Annotated in this window: 12 protein-coding genes; 9 read left to right on the plus strand and 3 right to left on the minus strand. The window is 54.3% G+C overall.

Annotated features, from left to right (window positions below):
* Nucleotides 1-591 precede the first annotated feature (591 nt).
* From EK22_RS12680 to EK22_RS12690, 3 genes are all read left to right on the plus strand, one after another.
* Entirely contained in the window at nt 592-2,052 is a 1,461-nt protein-coding gene (locus EK22_RS12680; protein ID WP_020158381.1) for an OprO/OprP family phosphate-selective porin, read from the plus strand.
* Nucleotides 2,053-2,197: 145 nt separating this feature from the next.
* The gene (locus EK22_RS12685) at nt 2,198-3,703 is read left to right on the plus strand and encodes a hypothetical protein (RefSeq protein WP_051961884.1); all 1,506 of its coding nucleotides are present in this window, start codon (nt 2,198-2,200) and stop codon (nt 3,701-3,703) included.
* 101 nt (nt 3,704-3,804) lie between these two features.
* Nucleotides 3,805-5,091 carry a lipopolysaccharide biosynthesis protein gene (locus tag EK22_RS12690; RefSeq protein ID WP_036251483.1) on the plus strand — a complete coding sequence of 429 codons (1,287 nt, stop codon included), beginning with the start codon at nt 3,805-3,807 and terminating at the stop codon, nt 5,089-5,091.
* A gap of 12 nt (nt 5,092-5,103) precedes the next feature.
* Here the strand turns inward: EK22_RS12690 and EK22_RS12695 are convergent, their stop codons facing one another.
* The 3 genes from EK22_RS12695 to EK22_RS12705 are packed head-to-tail and all read right to left on the minus strand — an operon-like array spanning nt 5,104 to nt 7,603.
* Nucleotides 5,104-5,505, minus strand: coding sequence for a hypothetical protein (locus EK22_RS12695; protein ID WP_036251485.1), 402 nt, complete (start codon nt 5,503-5,505; stop codon nt 5,104-5,106).
* Between the two features lie 45 nt (nt 5,506-5,550).
* Complete coding sequence (locus EK22_RS12700) at nt 5,551-6,939, minus strand: sensor histidine kinase N-terminal domain-containing protein (protein WP_036251488.1); 1,389 nt, start codon at nt 6,937-6,939, stop codon at nt 5,551-5,553.
* Nucleotides 6,932-7,603 (minus strand): response regulator, encoded by a 672-nt coding sequence (locus tag EK22_RS12705; RefSeq protein WP_036251491.1) that lies wholly within the window; start codon nt 7,601-7,603, stop codon nt 6,932-6,934. Before EK22_RS12705 ends, EK22_RS12700 begins: the two co-directional genes overlap by 8 nt.
* 162 nt (nt 7,604-7,765) lie before the next feature.
* Here EK22_RS12705 and EK22_RS12710 point away from each other — a divergent pair, with 162 nt between their 5' ends.
* The 6 genes from EK22_RS12710 to EK22_RS12740 all read left to right on the plus strand — a co-directional run bounded on the left by EK22_RS12710 (nt 7,766) and on the right by EK22_RS12740 (nt 17,274).
* Nucleotides 7,766-8,446, plus strand: coding sequence for a carbonic anhydrase (locus EK22_RS12710; RefSeq protein WP_036251493.1), 681 nt, complete (start codon nt 7,766-7,768; stop codon nt 8,444-8,446).
* Nucleotides 8,447-8,836: 390 nt separating this feature from the next.
* On the plus strand, nt 8,837-9,715 hold the full coding sequence (locus EK22_RS12720) for a universal stress protein (RefSeq protein WP_020158373.1): 879 nt from the start codon (nt 8,837-8,839) through the stop codon (nt 9,713-9,715).
* A gap of 102 nt (nt 9,716-9,817) precedes the next feature.
* On the plus strand, nt 9,818-11,506 hold the full coding sequence (locus EK22_RS12725; RefSeq protein WP_036251498.1) for a SulP family inorganic anion transporter: 1,689 nt from the start codon (nt 9,818-9,820) through the stop codon (nt 11,504-11,506).
* Nucleotides 11,507-11,889: 383 nt separating this feature from the next.
* Nucleotides 11,890-12,291: a hypothetical protein gene (locus EK22_RS23205; RefSeq protein ID WP_051961885.1), complete on the plus strand. Its 402-nt coding sequence runs from the start codon at nt 11,890-11,892 to the stop codon at nt 12,289-12,291.
* Between the two features lie 223 nt (nt 12,292-12,514).
* Nucleotides 12,515-13,981: a complex I subunit 4 family protein gene (locus tag EK22_RS12735; protein WP_036251500.1), complete on the plus strand. Its 1,467-nt coding sequence runs from the start codon at nt 12,515-12,517 to the stop codon at nt 13,979-13,981.
* A gap of 23 nt (nt 13,982-14,004) precedes the next feature.
* Entirely contained in the window at nt 14,005-17,274 is a 3,270-nt protein-coding gene (locus EK22_RS12740; protein ID WP_036251503.1) for a DUF2309 domain-containing protein, read from the plus strand.
* Nucleotide 17,275: the final 1 nt, after the last annotated feature.

Raw genomic sequence — 17,275 nt, forward strand, 5'->3', positions numbered from 1 at the left:
CGGCAACACCTGTGGCTTAACAACAAAACGTTGGGAACAAAAATACTATAATTCTTAATGATAATCAATCTTATTTGCAAAGGCATTAATATCACGTTCTCTTGTGCGGGGGAGGGGTAACACACTTCAGTTTGGCCGGGCTAAGGATTAGCGTGAAAAAATACCGGACAATACAATAAGGAGTTGGTCGTCAATAATTTTCCTGTTTAGGCATAGGATGTGCCGGCGTAAGCAGGCGCATGGTTCGCGAGCGATGCGCTTCACTGCGTCGCGCTGGAGCGCCTGCTTTTGGTCGATGGCATTTAAGGTTAAGGCGCGGCTATTGAGAGTGTCGCGTAGCGCCCGGATAGATGCTTAAAATGAAAAAAAGCCGGGCGGTAAATTCCGGCCCGGCGTAAACCTATTTGACTGGCCCGGCCTGTCTTCTTCGGTAACTACCGTATCGATGCTCAACACCCCGAGCGGCCGCCTTCTCAAGTCAGCCGACTGGAGGATGGCGCTGTAATAAAACTGTAATAAAACTGTCACTAAATCGTCACCTTAATCCCCTATTCTTGCTGGACATTTTCTAATAATAATTGTGAGCAAGAAATGAAATTCTCCGAAGTTACTCTGGCAGTGGCGGGCGTTCTGGGGGCGAGCCTGTCATCCTCTGCTTTTGCTATTGATCTGTATGTCGACAGCACGACGCAACAAATCTACGCTCAACCCGGCCCCAACCGGATCAAGCTGGGAACTTTCGAAAAAGTGGAAGAGACCGCCAGCCAAAAGGCCGAGCTGGAGGCGATTCGCAATGACCTGGCGCTGAAGACCAACGAACTGAAGGCGCTGGACGAGCATATGAAGGAAGCCGAGCAAGTCAAGGTCAAGCTGGATAAGAAAGGCGTACAGTTTGAAACGGCGGATAAAAATTTTCAGTTCAAGCTGGGCGGCCGTATTCATGCCGATGCCTCATACAGCAGCGGTGACGATTATCTGGATAGCAAAGGCAATCATGTTGAAGCCAATGACGGCACGGAAATCCGCCGTGCGCGTATGGAATTCACCGGTGTTTTCTTCAAGGATTGGGAATTTAAAAGCCAAGTGGACTTCGCCGATAACTCGGTCGGGGTCAAGGACATGTTCCTGCAATATCATGGGCTAAAAGCGCTGGAAATTCCTTTGGCGATCACTGTCGGGCAACAAAAGCAGGCCTTCAGCCGCGAGTTGCAGGAAAGTTCAAACGACCTGATGTTTATGGAGCGGTCGTTGATGGATGTGTTGAACGCGCCTACCGTGGATCGTGCCATCGGTCTTAATGTCGCAAGCCTGAACAAAGACTGGACCGGACAAGTCGGTATCTACGGCGATACCGTCACGCCGAACAAAGAAAAAAATATGGCGGATGAAGGTTGGGGGATCAGCTCTCGCTGGACCTATGCGCCGATCAATGAAAAAACCAAGGTGATTCATTTGGGCGTTGCCGGCAACTACCGGGTTCCGGATCATAAAGACGATGTCAATGACAAGGATTTGCGGTTTTCCTATGAGACTTCTCACATGTCCAATCTTAATCTGATCGATACGGGGCATATCGAGGACGTCAATAACATCAAGATGGTGGGACTGGAAGCAAACGCGCTGTATGGTCCTTTCACGGTGGGCGGCGAATATACCCATATGTGGCTGGATCGGAAAGACGGTTCCGACAATCTGGAATTTGATGGCTGGTATGGCGAGGCTTCATGGACCTTGACCGGCGAATCGCGCAAGTACAAGAAAGGCAAGTTCTATCATGTGGACCCGAAAAAACCATTCAGTCTGGCCAATGGCGGATTGGGCGCCTGGGAGCTCGCGGCTCGTTACGCGGAAGTCGATTTAACGGATTATTCGAAGGGCGGGCAGATGTCCAACATTACGGTCGCGTTGAACTGGTATGTCAACAACAATATCCGTTTTATGGCGGACTACAACAGAGCATTGGAGGTTGAGAATTCGCCTTTGACTACGGTCGGCGGCGGCCAGCCTGACAACCTGGACACCTTCATGCTGCGCGGACAATTGTATTTTTAGAGTCCGCCGGCAATGCCAGGCCATTTACAAAGCCGCATCGATTTAGATGCGGCTTTTCTCTATAAAAATTTCATCTGTTGGGAATAAGCCGGACGGACGGTTAGAATACCCGCCGTTTAACTCTGCTTGTCTCATGAGGTTGTCGTTGAAAATTTTTTGCATTATCACCCTGGTTTCAACTCTTTTATTACCGGCTTGCGTGTCGACACCGGTCGAGCCGGTCAAGTGGGATTTAAAGCCCGTTTCCCTTTATTACTCGGGCTATGAAAAAGGCACGGAAATCGTCAGTGTGCAAACGCTTACACTGCGGGCGGTGCTGAGCAATTTCGGCACTGGCGAGGTCGATGTGCTCGATGTCAGTCAGCCCGAGAGGCTGCGTCGGTTGGCCCGTTTTTCATTAGGACTGGGCCAGGGCGAGGAACTGACGTCCGTGGCCTTTCATCCGTCGCTCGACCTGTTCGCGGCGGTCGTCGACACGGGCGTCAAGCGCGGCCGGCTGGAAATCCGTTCGGCGTCGACCGGCGCGCTGATCGATCAGGTTGAGGCCGGTTTTGGGTCGGATGCGGTGGTTTTTTCGCCGGACGGCCGTCTGGCCATGGTCGCCAATGAGGGCGAGGATTTCTGGTTTGATCAGCAAAAGCGGCAATTTTTCAAGGCCAAGGGCGGCATTTCGATCGTGCACCTGGACCGGGACGGTCTGATCGAAGCCAATAATAACCTGAGGTTGGCCGACGTAACCGCGCGCAAGGGCTTTGTCATTGAAGAGAAGGGGCATTATCTGGAAGTCGGGATCGACTGGAACGGCGATGGAAACATCAGCAAGCAAATGGATTTCGACGGCAATGGCCTGATCGAGGACAAAAAAGTCCATCTGGGGCGTTTTGAAGAGTCCGAGGTTTTTGGCAATGAAACCAAAGGCGAGCGCAAAATAATGATTCCGGTAAGCCGGCACTCGTCTACTTTGCTGGAGCCCGAATACATCGCCATTTCGCCGGATGCAAGCCGGGCTTACGTGACCTTGCAGGAAACCAACGAAGTCGCCGTCGTCAACTTGATCAGCGAGAAGGTCATGGGCTATTACGGCATGGGATCCACGGAGCACATGGCGGATTTGACCAATGACGGCTGGGTGAGCTTCGATCAGTCCATTGTCGCCTTGCGGGAGCCCGATGGCATCGCCTTGACCGCGGACGGACGCTATTTTGTGACCGCCGATGAAGGCGATACGGAAACCGAGGGCCAGACCTTGAGCGGCGGCCGGACCATCAGCGTATTCAATGCCAGGACGGGCAAGTTTGTCGGCGATACGGGCAATCAGCTTGATGAGGTGACTTTTGCGCATCATCTCTATCTCGACAGCCAAAGCGGCCGCAAAGGCGCCGAGCCGGAAATGCTGGTTTCCTTTGATCTTGAAGGGGTGCCCTGGGTTGCCGTCGGCATGGAAAGAGCGGGCGCGGTCATGCTGATTTCCCTGGCCGATCCCGAACGCCCGAAAGTGGAGGCATTAGGCAAGATTCCCGGGGAAGACGTCAAGTCGCCGGAAGGTATCGCGCATTTTATGGTGGGCGCGGACCATTATTTGCTGACCGCCAATGAAATGAACGGCACGGTTGCGTGCTTTAAAATCATCAAAAAAGAGCCCGAGGCTTAAACGGATCAGCGCCGGTCGCCGTTCGGCCATCGGGGCGAACGGTTTCCTGGCCGCCTGTCGATTGGTGTGCCAGGCATGGCCTTACTTGAAAAATAACGTTAATGGATTACCACCTGGATCTGCAGTCGAACAGTTTTCGCTCACTCGGTTTGTTTGCGCTGGCGCTGGCTAATTACGGCCTGATGTATTCGGCCAATATCTTGCTGGCGCGAAGGCTGAGTATCGGTGACTTCGACGATTACAGCGTGGCCGTGTCGGTGGTAACGATGTTGTCGACGCTGGCGACCCTGGGTCTTGAAAAATACGCCTTGCGAACTGTCGCGCTGCTGCGTGACCGCGAGGACTGGCAACGATTCCGCGGCTTCTGGCTGTTTGCCCTGCGCGGTATCAGCGCTTTCAGTCTGCTGCTGGTGGCGATTTTGAGTATCAGTCTTGAAGCCGTTCTGGCGTTGCGTCAGGCCGATGCGCATATCGCCATTGTGATTTTCGCCGGTTTTTTGCCGGTCATTGCCGTGACGCTGTTTCTGGTTGAAGTCATTGCCGCGCATGGCGCTCAATTGCTCAGCGTCACGATTTACAGACTGTTTCTGCCGGCGGTTTATCTGGCGCTGTTGCTTGGTTTGTCCGCCAGTCCCGTGAAAGCATCGGCTTTGACCGCCGTGCTCTGTTTCGGCGGCGCATGGACGATGACGCTGATCATTATGTGGACAATCGCCAAACTGTTGATGCCGGCAGGCCTTAACAAAACGGTGCCGGTCATGCACGGTAAAAAATGGCTCAGCGGGTCGCTGCCGCTGGTTCTGAGCAGCCTGATGCTGACCGTCATGACCAGCGGCGGCGTCATCATTCTGGAAATCCTTTTTCCTTCGGGGCTGGAAGTGGGCGTCTATGCCGTCGCCGCCCAGACTGGCGGTTTTATTTCGCTGATAGGGACCTCAACCAATCGTTATTATCTGCCCATGATGGTCGTAATGATAGGCCGGGGCGATAAACGGGCGATAAGGACGCTTATGGAGCAGAGGGCTCTGGCGGTCGGCGGTCTGATCCTGGCCTTGCTGGTTATTCTGATCTTCGCGGGTCGATTCATACTGGGCCTGTTCGGCGCGCATTTCGGCGATGGCTACCACCCCATGCTGATTATTGCTTCCGGCGCCTGTTTCAGCGCCTTGTTTGCCGATGTGCCTTATTATCTGCAATTCATGGGCTTGCACCGCATCGTATTAAGCCTGACCCTGGTGGCCATGAGCATCATGGTGACGTTGAGTTTTGTGCTGGGCGCCGAATTCGGCTCGCTCGGTGTGGCGACGGCTTATATGACAGCGGTCATGCTGCTGTTCGTCAGTCTACGGGTTGTGGCAAATGTTCATTTTCGCCGGCTGGGCGGATAACTCCTGGTCAGGTTACATCGTGTGCCAGTAGACCAGGAAACTGATGAGGGCCAGGCTAACCGCCACGATCCCGGTTTTTCTGAGCCAGGAGGCTTCCTGCCAATAAAGCCGCGCATTCGATTTTTGCCGGGTCCATGCGCCCTTGATTGTATCAAACCAGCGCAGCGAGAGGCGCCACAGCCTGTAAAGCCCATAACCGATCAGTGCCAGCAGCAGATAAAACACGATGATTTGCGTTTCATGGGTGCCGGTATCAAAAAGGTGCTCGATCAGCACATCGAACACTTCTTCAAGCACTTCATACAAGCCATGCAGCACTTCATACACAAATCCGAACACGACATCGGGTATCAGAAGAACAGTGCCGAGCGCGACTGAGGCGAAGATGATTTTTAGGTTATGGGATGAAATCATCGCTAACTCCTGTTCTGTTCATGCCAGCGCTTGGGCTTGATGAGGTTAAATGGCCGTCGGTGTTAAATTCGGAAATACGATAATAACGCGCGTGCCGCCCGCGGCGCTGATCCGGCTCAGTTCAAGGCGCGCCTTGTGCAGATCGGCAATTTCCTTGACAATCGCCAGCCCCAGGCCGCAACCGTTGCCGGAGCTGCCCGGGATGCGATAAAAGCGCTCGAAAATTTTCTCCCGTTCCTGGTCGGGGATGCCGGCCCCGTCGTCTTCGACAATCAGGCTGGGCGTGGGATTCCGTCTCAGCTTAACAATAATACTACCGTGCTCGTTGCCATATAAGATGGCGTTATCGAGCAGATTGGCCAGCAGTTCCCGCAGCAGGACCTCGTCGCCGCGCACGTAAACAGCCTGCTTCGGACCCTCGAAACCGAGATCCATTTTTCGCTGCAGGGCTTTAGGCGCCCAATCCATGCAGGTCTCCTTGACCAGTGTTTCCAGGTTGACCGGTTTGAGTTCGCTCATGCCGTCGACGGGGCCCGATTTCGCCAGCACCAGCAATTGCGTGATCGTATGGGACGCGCGGTCGGCGGAGCTCTGCATTTGCAGCAGAGCCGGCTTCATGGCCGACAGGTCCTGTTCCCGCAAGGCGCGTTCCGCCTGCAGTTTCAAGCCGGCCAGCGGCGTGCGCAATTGATGGGCGGCATTGGCAACGAACCGTTGCTGGGCGGCGATGGCCGCCGCCAGCCGTGCCAGCAAGTCATTAATGGTGTCGGTCAGTGTGCGGACTTCAAGAAACACATGCGTTTCGGCGATCGGGCTCAAATCGCGCGGCGAGCGCTGGGCGATTTCATCAGCCAGCACATGCAGCGGCTTCAAGCCGCGCTTTAAGCCCACTAGCAGATAAGTGCCGGCAAACAGGGTCAAAATAATCTGCGGGACCAGATCGGCCAATAAAATGTCGATCATCATGTCCCGGCGTTTATTCACCGTTTCGGCGACATGGACAAAAATCTTGTCCGGGGTTTCGTCGCGGATGACCAGCATGGACACGACCCGGACCGGTTCGCCGCGAATCTCGTCCTCAAAAAAGATCGGGCGCGACCAATCCACGCTCGGGTCGAAGGACTCCGGCACAAAACTGTCTCCGACGATCATGCCTTGCTCGGAGGAGATGATTTTGAAAAAGGTCTGATCTAACTCGTCCCATTTGAAAATCTCCAGCGCGGCGGGCGGCAGTTCCACGTGCACCTTACCGTCCTTGACCTTGATTTCCTGCGTCAGTGAGCGGGCCGAATCCAATAGCCACCGATCATAGGTTTCATTGACATAGTGCAGCGTGACAAAGTAGGAAAGCACGCTCTCGATCGCGATAAAACAAATGAGCGGGATGATCAGGCGAAACAGAATTTCGGTTCTAAGGCTTCTGACTTTAGCCATCGGCCGTCTCCAGCAGGTAACCCAGTCCACGCACGGTACGGATCACGGCATCGTACGATTCTATGCGCTTTCTGACGCGATGGATATAGACTTCGATGGCATTGTCGGCGAGCGCCTCGCCGTCAGCCGACAGGCGCTGAGCGATGCGGTCCTTGCTGACGACTTTGCCGGCCTGTATCAACAAGATTTCCAGGACGCCGTATTCACGCGCCGACAGTTGTATCGGCTGGCCGTCGGCCAGCACTTGATGGCTCTGAGTGTCCAGTGCCAGCCGTCCGATGACGATATCGTTGCTAAAGCCGCCGTAGCAGCGCCGAATCAGGGCACGGACGCGCGCTTCAAATTCCCGCAGTTCGAACGGCTTGGTCATATAGTCATCCGCGCCCTGTTCGATGCCCTCGATCCTGTCGCTGATGCCGTCGCGGGCGGTCAGGATCAAAATCGGCAGCGCTATTTTATGCTGCCTGAACCTGCGCAACAGTTGCAGGCCGTCAATATCCGGCAGGCACAGGTCCAGTACGATTAAATCGAAGCCTTGCGAGTCTAGCAGCTGCTCGGCATAACTGCCTTTGGTGGCGGAAGTCACCGAGTAGCCATTAGCGCTTAACGTATGCATCAAGCCATCCGCTAATACCGCATCGTCTTCTATTAATAAAATATTCATACATTCTTAATTTCATGTGAAAGGTTCTTGAAAGGTTACGCACATACAATCATTTCATACTGAAATGTCAAGATTGGTAACTCTTGTTATACAGCTGAAAAGCATAACATTAATCATTGGTCGGGCACTTACTGACAATACAAATTAAAAAGAGAGATCACTATGCACTCATTTGAAAAATTATTAAGTGACAATAAAACTTGGGCCAGGCAAAAAAAAGTTAGTAATCCTGAATTTTTCACCCAGTTGGCGAAAGAGCAAAAGCCTGAGTTTCTCTGGATCGGCTGTTCGGACAGCCGGGTACCGGCGGAAATTATCGTCAATGCCGAACCCGGCGAAATGTTTATTCATCGCAACATCGCCAACCAGATGATCGCGACCGACTTCAATTGCCTGAGCGTGCTGCAATATGCCGTTACCGTGCTGCAAGTCAAGCATATCATCGTGTGCGGACATTATAACTGCGGCGGTGTCAAGGCGGCGCTGGGCCGGCAAAGCTCCCAACTGGTCATCACCAATAAATGGCTCATGCATATCAAGGATATTTATCGCCTGAACAAGGCCGAAATAGATGCGCTGCCGACGGAAGAGCAACGCGTCAACCGACTGGTTGAATTGAATATTCTGGAGCAGGTGCAGACGCTGGCCCATACGTCGATCATTCAGCAAGCCTGGCATGAAGACAATCGTCCGACCTTGCACGGTTGGGTCTATGGCCTTAACGACGGGCTGCTGAAACCGCTGATTACGCTGTATCCCGATACCGAGATTGAGCCGATTTTCAAATACGATTACCACGAGACGGAAAGACCCTTGCCTGAGAAGAAATTGCGTTCAGCCTAAGATGATCGACGGTTTGGGTTGTTTATGTTCCAACCCCGACAACTGTCTGCCGCTTTTTGACCGGCAACACCGCAGGCACCATGAAAAAATCGTTCTCCTTAGTCATTGCCCCTCGTACTACCGGCGGCCGCCTGATCTGCACAGGCGGCCCATGAATATTGAATATGGCCCATATGCTGTGAATTATATGGCGTTGGTAGTACTTTTTTTCATAGATGGGCAGGAGATTACGGAGCACAAGTTTTATCCGCGGAGAGCCAGGCCGGTACAGTCTGTTACCGAGGGCGTTTCCGCATTTGACACGACCACCGGCGATAGCGCTCGATGCTTCCGGCTAAAGCCGATTTTTTTAGCATTATCAATTCTAACAATAGCTTTGGAGTTCAAGGCATGAACGAAGCACCAAACCCTTATAACATTCTTGTTCCCATCGATTTTTCCGGTTTTTGCCGTAAAGCCTTGCCGGTTGCGCAGGAATTGGCGCGTATCTATAAAGGCCGGATCTCGCCGCTTCATGTCTATGATTTGTATTCGGATATGGAGGGGTTTCACTATGATGTCGATAGTTTTCATGCCGATGGCGATCCCGCCTCCATCGCTCAGGCCATCAAGGAAAAACTTCGGCGATTTGTCTCGGAGGCTGTGGGAACCGATTTCCTGGCGGATAGCGTGACCGAACAAAATAGCAATACGGCCCAGGCTATCGCCGATGCATCCGAGCGGTTCGATCTGGTGGTCATGAGCAGTCACGGAAGAGCCGGTTTCATGCGCATGTTAATGGGGTCCACTACCGAGAAAGTGCTGCGCCTCGGCAACCGCCCGATTGTAATCGTCGAGGATGAAGAAGCTTTTACGCCTTTCCGTAAAATCCTGGTGCCTACGGATTTTTCCCTGAATTCCTTTGCCGCCTTACCGTACGCACACGACATCGCGCTTGCGACCGGTGCCGAAGTGCATCTGTTCCATGCGTTGTGCGGCGACTTCAGCAAGCCTGAACAATTCGAGCGGCAAAAACAGGAGCGGCTGGCAAAATTGCACGAAGTTGCCGAACAACACCTGCCCGGTCTTGCCGGCAACCTGAAGTTTTTTGTCGTTCACGGTGCCGACTCGGCTCACAATGCGATTCGTGAACATATCATCGAGCAGCATTACAACCTGGTCGTCATGGCGACGGCAGGGCGGACCGGGCTTGACCATTTGCGCATCGGCAGTACGACGGCGACGCTGATCAGGTCCGTGCATACGACATTCATGGCGATAAAGCCTTGAAACAAGGAATAGCGAGATTGCTGGTTTATTCGAATTAGGACTGGCTAATTGCGGATTAAGGTTCAACACAACAATTATTAGATCCAGATTTGGGACGGGCATATGATTCAAAAACATTTTAGTTACTATATAAAGCACCTGCATCATGACATCCCCGCCGGGTTGGTCGTGTTTCTGGTTGCTTTGCCGCTTTGCCTGGGCGTGGCGCTGGCCTCCGGCGCGCCATTGTTTTCCGGATTGATTGCGGGCATGGTCGGCGGATTGGTCGTCGCCTGGATGAGCGGTTCGCAACTCAGTGTTTCCGGTCCGGCCGCGGGTTTGACCGTGATCGTGCTCAATGCCATTGACCATCTGGGCAGTTTTCAGGGGTTTCTGGTCGCCGTGGTGCTGGCCGGCGTACTGCAACTGGTGCTCGGCTTCCTCCGGGCCGGTGCTATCGGCGCCTATTTTCCCTCGGCAGTGATCGAAGGCATGCTGGCCGCGATCGGTCTGATCCTGATCATGAAACAAATCCCCCATGCCGTCGGCTATGATTTCAATTTCGAAGGCGACGAAAGCTATATGCGGGAAACCGCGCTGGCAACCGTCCAAGCGTTAGGCGGGGCATTAAAAGCGATTTCGCCCGGCGCCACGGTCGTCAGTGTCGTGTCGCTGCTGATCCTGATGCTATGGGAAAGCAGTTTTATCAAGCGTGTGACTTTATTCCGGCTGATTCCCGGCGCGCTGTTGGTCGTCGCCTGGGGCATTGTCTACAATCTGGTGACCTTGCGCATGGCGCCGGAATGGGCGATTTCCAGCAAACATCTGGTATCGTTGCCGGTCACTGAAAAGCCGGCGGATTTTCTGCAGTTGTTTACCTTCCCCGATTTCAGTTTCCTGGCCAAGCCGGAGGTTTATACGGTTGCCTTCACGATAGCCATCATCGCCAGTCTTGAGACTCTGTTAAGCCTCGAAGCGGCTGATAAAATGGATCCGTTGAAACGCGTGGCGCCAACCAATCGCGAGCTGAAAGCCCAGGGCGTCGGCAACATGCTCAGCGGCCTGATCGGCGGTATTCCCATTACCGCGGTGATCGTGCGCAGTGCCGCCAATATCAATGCCGGCGGGCAGACCAAAGTGTCGAGCTTCGTGCATGGCTCGTTCCTGCTGCTCAGCGTGATGTTTCTCGCGCGTTTCCTTAACAATATCCCCTTGTCCTGCCTGGCGGCGATACTGTTGCAAACCGGTTATAAGCTCGCGAAGCCGAAAATTTTTGTCGAGTTTTTCCATAAAGGCTGGAGCCAGTTGATACCCTTTGTGGTCACAATCGTCGCGATTTTGCTGACCGACCTGTTAAAAGGCATTGCGGTCGGTATTGTCGTCGGCCTGTATTATGTGATTCGGGCGAATTACCATGCCGCCATTTCAATGACTCAAATCGGCGATCATTATGTCCTGAATTTGAACAAGGACGTTACCTTCCTCAATCGCGCCCGGCTGAGACAGTACTTCAACCAGATCGAAGAAAACAGCACGGTTCTGATTGACGGTTCAAAAACGCAGTTTATCGATCATGACATTCTCGAAACCATTCATGATTTCATGTTGAGCGCCCAGGACAATAACATCAAGGTAGAGGCCAGGGAACTGGAGGGCAAGGGAAAAATTCAGCCGGTACCCGATGACTTGAAGGAAGTTAAGGCGTTGAAGGAGAAAGGGAAAGTTAAAGCCTTGCTCGAACCGGAAACTGCCGGCCCCTTGGGTGGCGCCGGGAAAATTCAAGCCGCGCTCGATTCAAAGGCAGCCAGTTAATCGGCGCTGCGAAGAGAAGATAATGCTTGGTCGCGAGAAGGATTGCGCAATGGTCCGGCGAGTGAACAGCGCCGGCTGACCAGAAGAACTGAACGGCTGCAAAATTCAGCCCAAGCTCTGAAAGGTTATTGAAAGGTTACGCAAATACAATGACGCTGCACATGAGAGCGGCAAGGGTATGCATGCGCTTGATAACAGAGCCCATCGGGCCGTGTTATTTAGTGGAAATGCCATTGGCATCTCTTGCCAGGCCCAGGCAGGGAAAATTGTAGAAGACAGGTAATCGATGATCAGGGCGTTTTAGGGCTCGTTTCGGGATGTACGACATAAACCGGCAAAGTTCGGTTTTATTCCGATGTTTAACGAAATCCTGAGGATGACGCATGATGTTTAAAGCTCATCGAAAAACGATCGTTTGGACCGTCCTGATTGTTGTTGTGATCAGTACCTATGATGTGCTGTTGCATGCATTGCTCGCGTTCGGCCATATTGCCTTCGAGTGGTTCGAGCTTGGGCTTGAAGAACTCATTGAGCATGTATTTCATACAACGCGCCACCAGAGCCAGATTATCGTGTTCTATCTGTTGCTGTGCCTGGCGTTGTTCGGAATGTATCGGCTGTGGCGCGCGTTGCCCCGGTTTATCGGATATCTGCGCGCCAAGCGGGAGCGTTGCATGGCGGACATGAGCTGTTATTGGCGGGAATGCTCATCCCTTCAGAAAGCAAAATTGGTAACGACCTGCACAGTCGGTGTTACCGGATTGTATTTTTGGGTGTTCATGTGAAAGCCGGGTATGACAATCAAGGCACATTACTTGCTTATTAATATCGTTTTATTGGTATAGACTTAACCGGGGACTTTTTTAACATCAAGCTGAGTAGGCAACTCCCTCATTCTTACGGATAAAAGTGGATAGAAGGAGAAAGCAGACGGCTTGAAGGCATAATCGTCCGTTTGTAATACAGGCAACATCAGAGTATCCGATACTCCACAGGATAAATGTAAACATGGGGATTCTTAGCATACTACTCTGGACACCGGCTGTGGGCGCGCTTCTTTTGGCTTTAACGCCGGGTCAGAACACTCAGGTCATCCGTGGTATCGGCAATCTGTTCACCACTATGGTTTTTATACTGAGCTGCTGGCTGGCATACCAGTATGAACGGCATGATGCCGGCGTGCAGTTCAGTGAATATTTTCCACTCAATCCCAAATTCGGCAGCGCTTATGCATTAGGCCTGGACGGGTTATCCATGCCGATGCTGGTGCTGGCGACCCTGCTGACGTCCATCGCGATGCTGGCGTCTCTTAGCATTAACCGCCGCGTCAAGGGCTATCATATCTGCATGCTGTTGCTGGAGTTCGGCATGCTGGGCGTGTTTCTGGCTCAGGACTGGGCGGTTTTCTATATCTTCTGGGAAGTGACCCTGATTCCGCTGTTTTTTCTGATCGATCGCTGGGGCGGTAAAAGACGCCATGCGGCCAGCCTTAATTTCGTGCTGTATACCATGGGCGGTTCGGTATTCATGCTGATCAGCCTGATTGCGGTGTATGAGTATGTGCCTGAACATGTGTCCCTGATGAGCGCGATGGTGCACGTATCGCAAAACATGCCGAAAGATCAGCAGGTCTGGGCCTTGCTGGGCTTTTTAATCGGTTTCGGCGTCAAGATGCCGATTTTTCCGCTGCACGGCTGGCTGCCGCTGGCGCATGTCGAAGCGCCCAGCCCGGTCAGTATTCTGCTGTCCGGTATCTTGCTGAAAATGGGGGCCTACGGTCTGCTGCGAGCCGTCGTCATGTTGCCGGAAGCGGCTCAAACCTTGCAGCCGCTGTTGGTTTTCATGGCCTTGTTCGGCATGATCTACGGCGGTCTGCTGGCTTGGCGGCAAAGCGATCTGAAAGCCATGGTCGCCTATTCCTCGGTCAGTCATATGGGGATCATTTTGCTGGGTATCGCGGCCTTGAACGAAGCGGGTTTTACCGGCGCGGTCCTGCAAATGAACGCCCACGGCCTGATTGCCGGCGCCTTGTTCCTGCTGGTGGGGTTGCTGTATGAGCGCACGCATACGCGCAACATCCAGGATTACAGTTCGCTGGTTCAGGTGATGCCTCGTTTCGCCGTTTTTACTTCCTTGACATTGCTGGCCGCGATGGGCCTGCCGGGCTCGATCGGTTTTGTCGCCGAACTGCACGCACTGATCGGCGGCTTTGAGCGCTGGGGCAGTTTAATGGTATTTTTCAGCCTGAGCATGCTGATCAGCGCCGCCTATGCGATCCGCACTATCGGCATGCTGTTTACCGGGCCGGTAAAGCCTCACATGCAGCAGATAGAGGATCTGCGTCCTTCGGAGTTAATCGCTGCTGGTATACTGGTGGCGGGTATCGTGGTGTTCGGATTGCTGCCTGCACCGTTGATTGAACTGTCAACAGCAACCCTGTTCCAGATGAACAGCGTGATTAATCCCGTCCATTAGGAAATAAAACGAGTTCTGTAGTAATGCAAGTATCACCATTAAAATCCAGCGCCATAGCCGATTTGCGCGCGCAAGTGACCGAGGCTCTGGAGCACCTGGATCATGTGCTGCCCGGACAGGCGCCTATCCTAGATTTCGTGCATCACAATACCCTGCACGGTTTCCAGCATCTGCCCTTTGAAGAAGCTCTGGCGGCCTTCGAGGCGTTGACCGGCACTCATGGTTATCTGCCTGAAGCATGCAGCCGGGAGCATTATCGGACAGGGCGTATCAATGACCGGGATATCGAAGCCGCGCTGGGCGCCGAGCCCGGCTTGCAGGCCGAACAGATTATTTGTCACACGGGCGATAAAATCATCAGGCGCAAGGATATTTATCGCATCGCGCTGTTATATGATCTGCCGTCGATTACGGTCAGCCAATTGAACTGGCAGATAGAAGAAATGGCGGCCTTGGAGTCGGTGCAAGCCGATGTGCCGGAGCCGGTGCGCAATCAATTGCCGGCGAGCGCGATCAGGCCCTTGTGGGAAAGCATTCTGGCCAAGCTGGATATGGAGCAGGCCAGTCTGCATCCCGAGGACTTGCTCGAGTTATCCATGGAGCAGGCGGAAGACTGGCTGACCCGGGCACGCATCAGCATGAAAGATTCGCCTTTGCATCAGCAAATGCAGCAGCAGGCGCGCCAGAAGCTGGATGAGCTGCTGGCCGAGATGGGTGATGGCATGACCTTGCGCGGCTTCATCAAGCACTTGACCGGCATAGACATCCTCGATTCCGTGCGCCCGCAGCTGATCCGCATCTGCGCCTCGGGCCTGGATGAAGGCTTGGCGCCATGGCCTATCCCCGAGCGCAGTCAATTGGGTCTTTATGGTGCCTGGCGCGCAACGGCCGCTTATGATGCCAATCCGTTTTTGCATGAATTGCCGGACTGGCAACAGATTATGGCCGAACTGCCGGAGGATGCCGTCGATGCGATCATCCTGCAACTGAGCCATCTGGAAATACCGCAGGCCCAATGGGACGGGTATTTGCGCCGCCTGGCGCTGGAAGTGCCCGGCTGGTCTGGATTGATCAACTGGCGCCAGCATCATCCGCACTATCACACGGACAACGACGCCCACCCCAAGCTCGCCGACTATCTGGCGATCCGGCTGACGCTGGACAGGCTCTGGTTGAACCAGATTTGCCGCGAAACCTGGCTGATCGAGGCCAAATTGAGCAGCCTTAAGTCTTATTTCCATAAAAACCTGTCCGAATTCATCGTGCGCAGTAAGTTATACCAGGGCAATTTGCCGGAATACCTGGCCGACCGCGCGGAGTCATTGGCGTTTCTTGCCGGGTCTGAACGGCATGAGCGTCCCGACTGGCAGCAGCTTGCCGACCTGATCGGCATCTGGTGCTGCAGTCCGCTGGCGGTGCAGCAGGCGGAGCGCAATCACACCATCTATTGCAGCGGCTGGCGCTTGTTCCGGCTCTGTCAGCACTTGGGGATCAATGCGGCGCATATAAAAGCCCTGAAAAAGCAGGATTTGCTGCTGATGCTGTCCGTGCTGGACCAATTCAATGCAACAGAACGCGGCAAAGTCTGGCTATGCGCCTATGAACGTCATTATCGCGATATGCTGTTTCAGGCCTTGCACGTCAATCATAACCGGGGGCGTTGGGCCAGACGCACGACCCGGCCCGAAGCGCAAATCATCGTTTGCATGGATGAGCGCGAGGAAAGTTTCCGTCGCCATCTCGAAGAGCTGAACCCGGCTATTGAAACCCTGGGCGTGGCCGGATTTTTCGGCATTCCGATGAATTATAAAGGCCTCGATGCCACACATGTGACGCCGCTGTGCCCGGTCGTCGTCACGCCGGCCCATGAAGTCGATGAAATCGCCCGGCAGGGCCACGAAAAAACCTTGTCCGCGCGCCAGAAAGGCCGCAGCCTGAGCCGGGGCTTTGGCTATCTGTTGTATCAGAGCCTGCGCCGCAACCTGTTACTGTCGCACGCCGCGATCGATGTGCTGGCGCCGTTCACCCTGGCGGGGCTGCTCGGTAAAACCTTGCTGCCTCGCTATCATAAGACGGTTACCGACTGGCTGAGCCGGACTGTGGTGCCGCCGGTTGCCACCGAATTGCAGTTTACTTCCGAGGATACGTCCACGCCGGCCACGGCCGAACGGCCCAAACTGGGCTTTACCGATAGCGAGCAAGCCGAACGGGTTGCGGCGCTGCTGCGTATTTTGGGCCTGACCAGCGGCTTTGCGCCGATTGTCGCGCTGGCCGGGCATGGCTCGACCAGCCAGAACAATCCGCACGAGGCCGCGCATGATTGCGGCGCCTGCGGCGGGCGCCAGGGCGGGCCGAATGCGCGCGTGTTCGCGGCCATGGCTAACCGGCCGGAAGTGCGTGCGCTGCTGGCGCGGCAGAATATCGTCATTCCTGATGATTGCTGGTTCGTGGGCATGCAGCACGACACCTGCAGCGATGCGATGACCTGGTACGATCTGGACCTGATACCGGCATCGCTGCATGCGGAATTCGAGCGATTCAAGACCTGCATCGGCCGGGCGCAGGAATTGTCCGCGCATGAACGCTGCCGGCGGTTTGTCTCTGCCGGGCAGCCGGCATCGCCGGCCCGGGCTTTTCAGCACGTGACGTTGCGGGCGCATGATTTAAGCCAGGTTCGCCCCGAATTCGGTCATGCGACCAATGCCGCGGCCGTGGTCGGCCGGCGCGCCTTGTCCCAGGGCTTGTTCCTGGATCGGCGAGTGTTCCTGATTTCCTACGACCCGACGCAGGACCCGGACGGCAGCATCCTCGAGTCGATTCTGCTGACCGCCGGCCCGGTCGGCGCCGGCATCAATTTGGAATACTATTTTTCCACGATCGATAACGAACGTTTCGGCTGCGGCACCAAAGTCCCGCATAATGTGACCGGCCTGTTCGGCGTTATGGAAGGCACGGCCAGCGATTTGCGCACCGGTCTGCCCAAGCAGATGGTTGAAATTCACGAGCCGATGCGTCTGCAGATACTGGTTGAGGCGAAAACCTCGGTTCTGGAACAAATCTATGCGCGCCAGGAAGGCCTGCGCGAACTGATCGCCGGCGGCTGGGTGCATTTAAGCGCGAAAGATCCGGACAGCGGCGATATTTTTGTTTTCGAGCGCGGCGCGGGATTTGTGCCGTGGCAAGCCGAATCCCGGGACCTGCCGGTTTGTCCGAGTTCGCTGGATTGTTATCGGGGCAAATCCGAGCCGGTGGCACCCGTGTTGATCAAACAGCCTGAACTGTGGGGAGTTTAAG

The sequence above is a fragment of the Methylobacter sp. BBA5.1 genome (assembly GCF_000746145.1).
GTDB lineage: Bacteria > Pseudomonadota > Gammaproteobacteria > Methylococcales > Methylomonadaceae > Methylobacter > Methylobacter marinus.

Coding starts and splice junctions, on each gene's coding strand:
- EK22_RS12680 (WP_020158381.1), top strand. CDS start 592: ATGAAATTCTCCGAAGTTACTCTGGCAGTGGCGGGCGTTCTGGGGGCG.
- EK22_RS12690 (WP_036251483.1), top strand. CDS start 3,805: ATGGATTACCACCTGGATCTGCAGTCGAACAGTTTTCGCTCACTCGGT.
- EK22_RS12695 (WP_036251485.1), bottom strand. CDS start 5,505: ATGATTTCATCCCATAACCTAAAAATCATCTTCGCCTCAGTCGCGCTC.
- EK22_RS12700 (WP_036251488.1), bottom strand. CDS start 6,939: ATGGCTAAAGTCAGAAGCCTTAGAACCGAAATTCTGTTTCGCCTGATC.
- EK22_RS12705 (WP_036251491.1), bottom strand. CDS start 7,603: ATGAATATTTTATTAATAGAAGACGATGCGGTATTAGCGGATGGCTTG.
- EK22_RS12710 (WP_036251493.1), top strand. CDS start 7,766: ATGCACTCATTTGAAAAATTATTAAGTGACAATAAAACTTGGGCCAGG.
- EK22_RS12720 (WP_020158373.1), top strand. CDS start 8,837: ATGAACGAAGCACCAAACCCTTATAACATTCTTGTTCCCATCGATTTT.
- EK22_RS12725 (WP_036251498.1), top strand. CDS start 9,818: ATGATTCAAAAACATTTTAGTTACTATATAAAGCACCTGCATCATGAC.
- EK22_RS23205 (WP_051961885.1), top strand. CDS start 11,890: ATGATGTTTAAAGCTCATCGAAAAACGATCGTTTGGACCGTCCTGATT.
- EK22_RS12735 (WP_036251500.1), top strand. CDS start 12,515: ATGGGGATTCTTAGCATACTACTCTGGACACCGGCTGTGGGCGCGCTT.
- EK22_RS12740 (WP_036251503.1), top strand. CDS start 14,005: ATGCAAGTATCACCATTAAAATCCAGCGCCATAGCCGATTTGCGCGCG.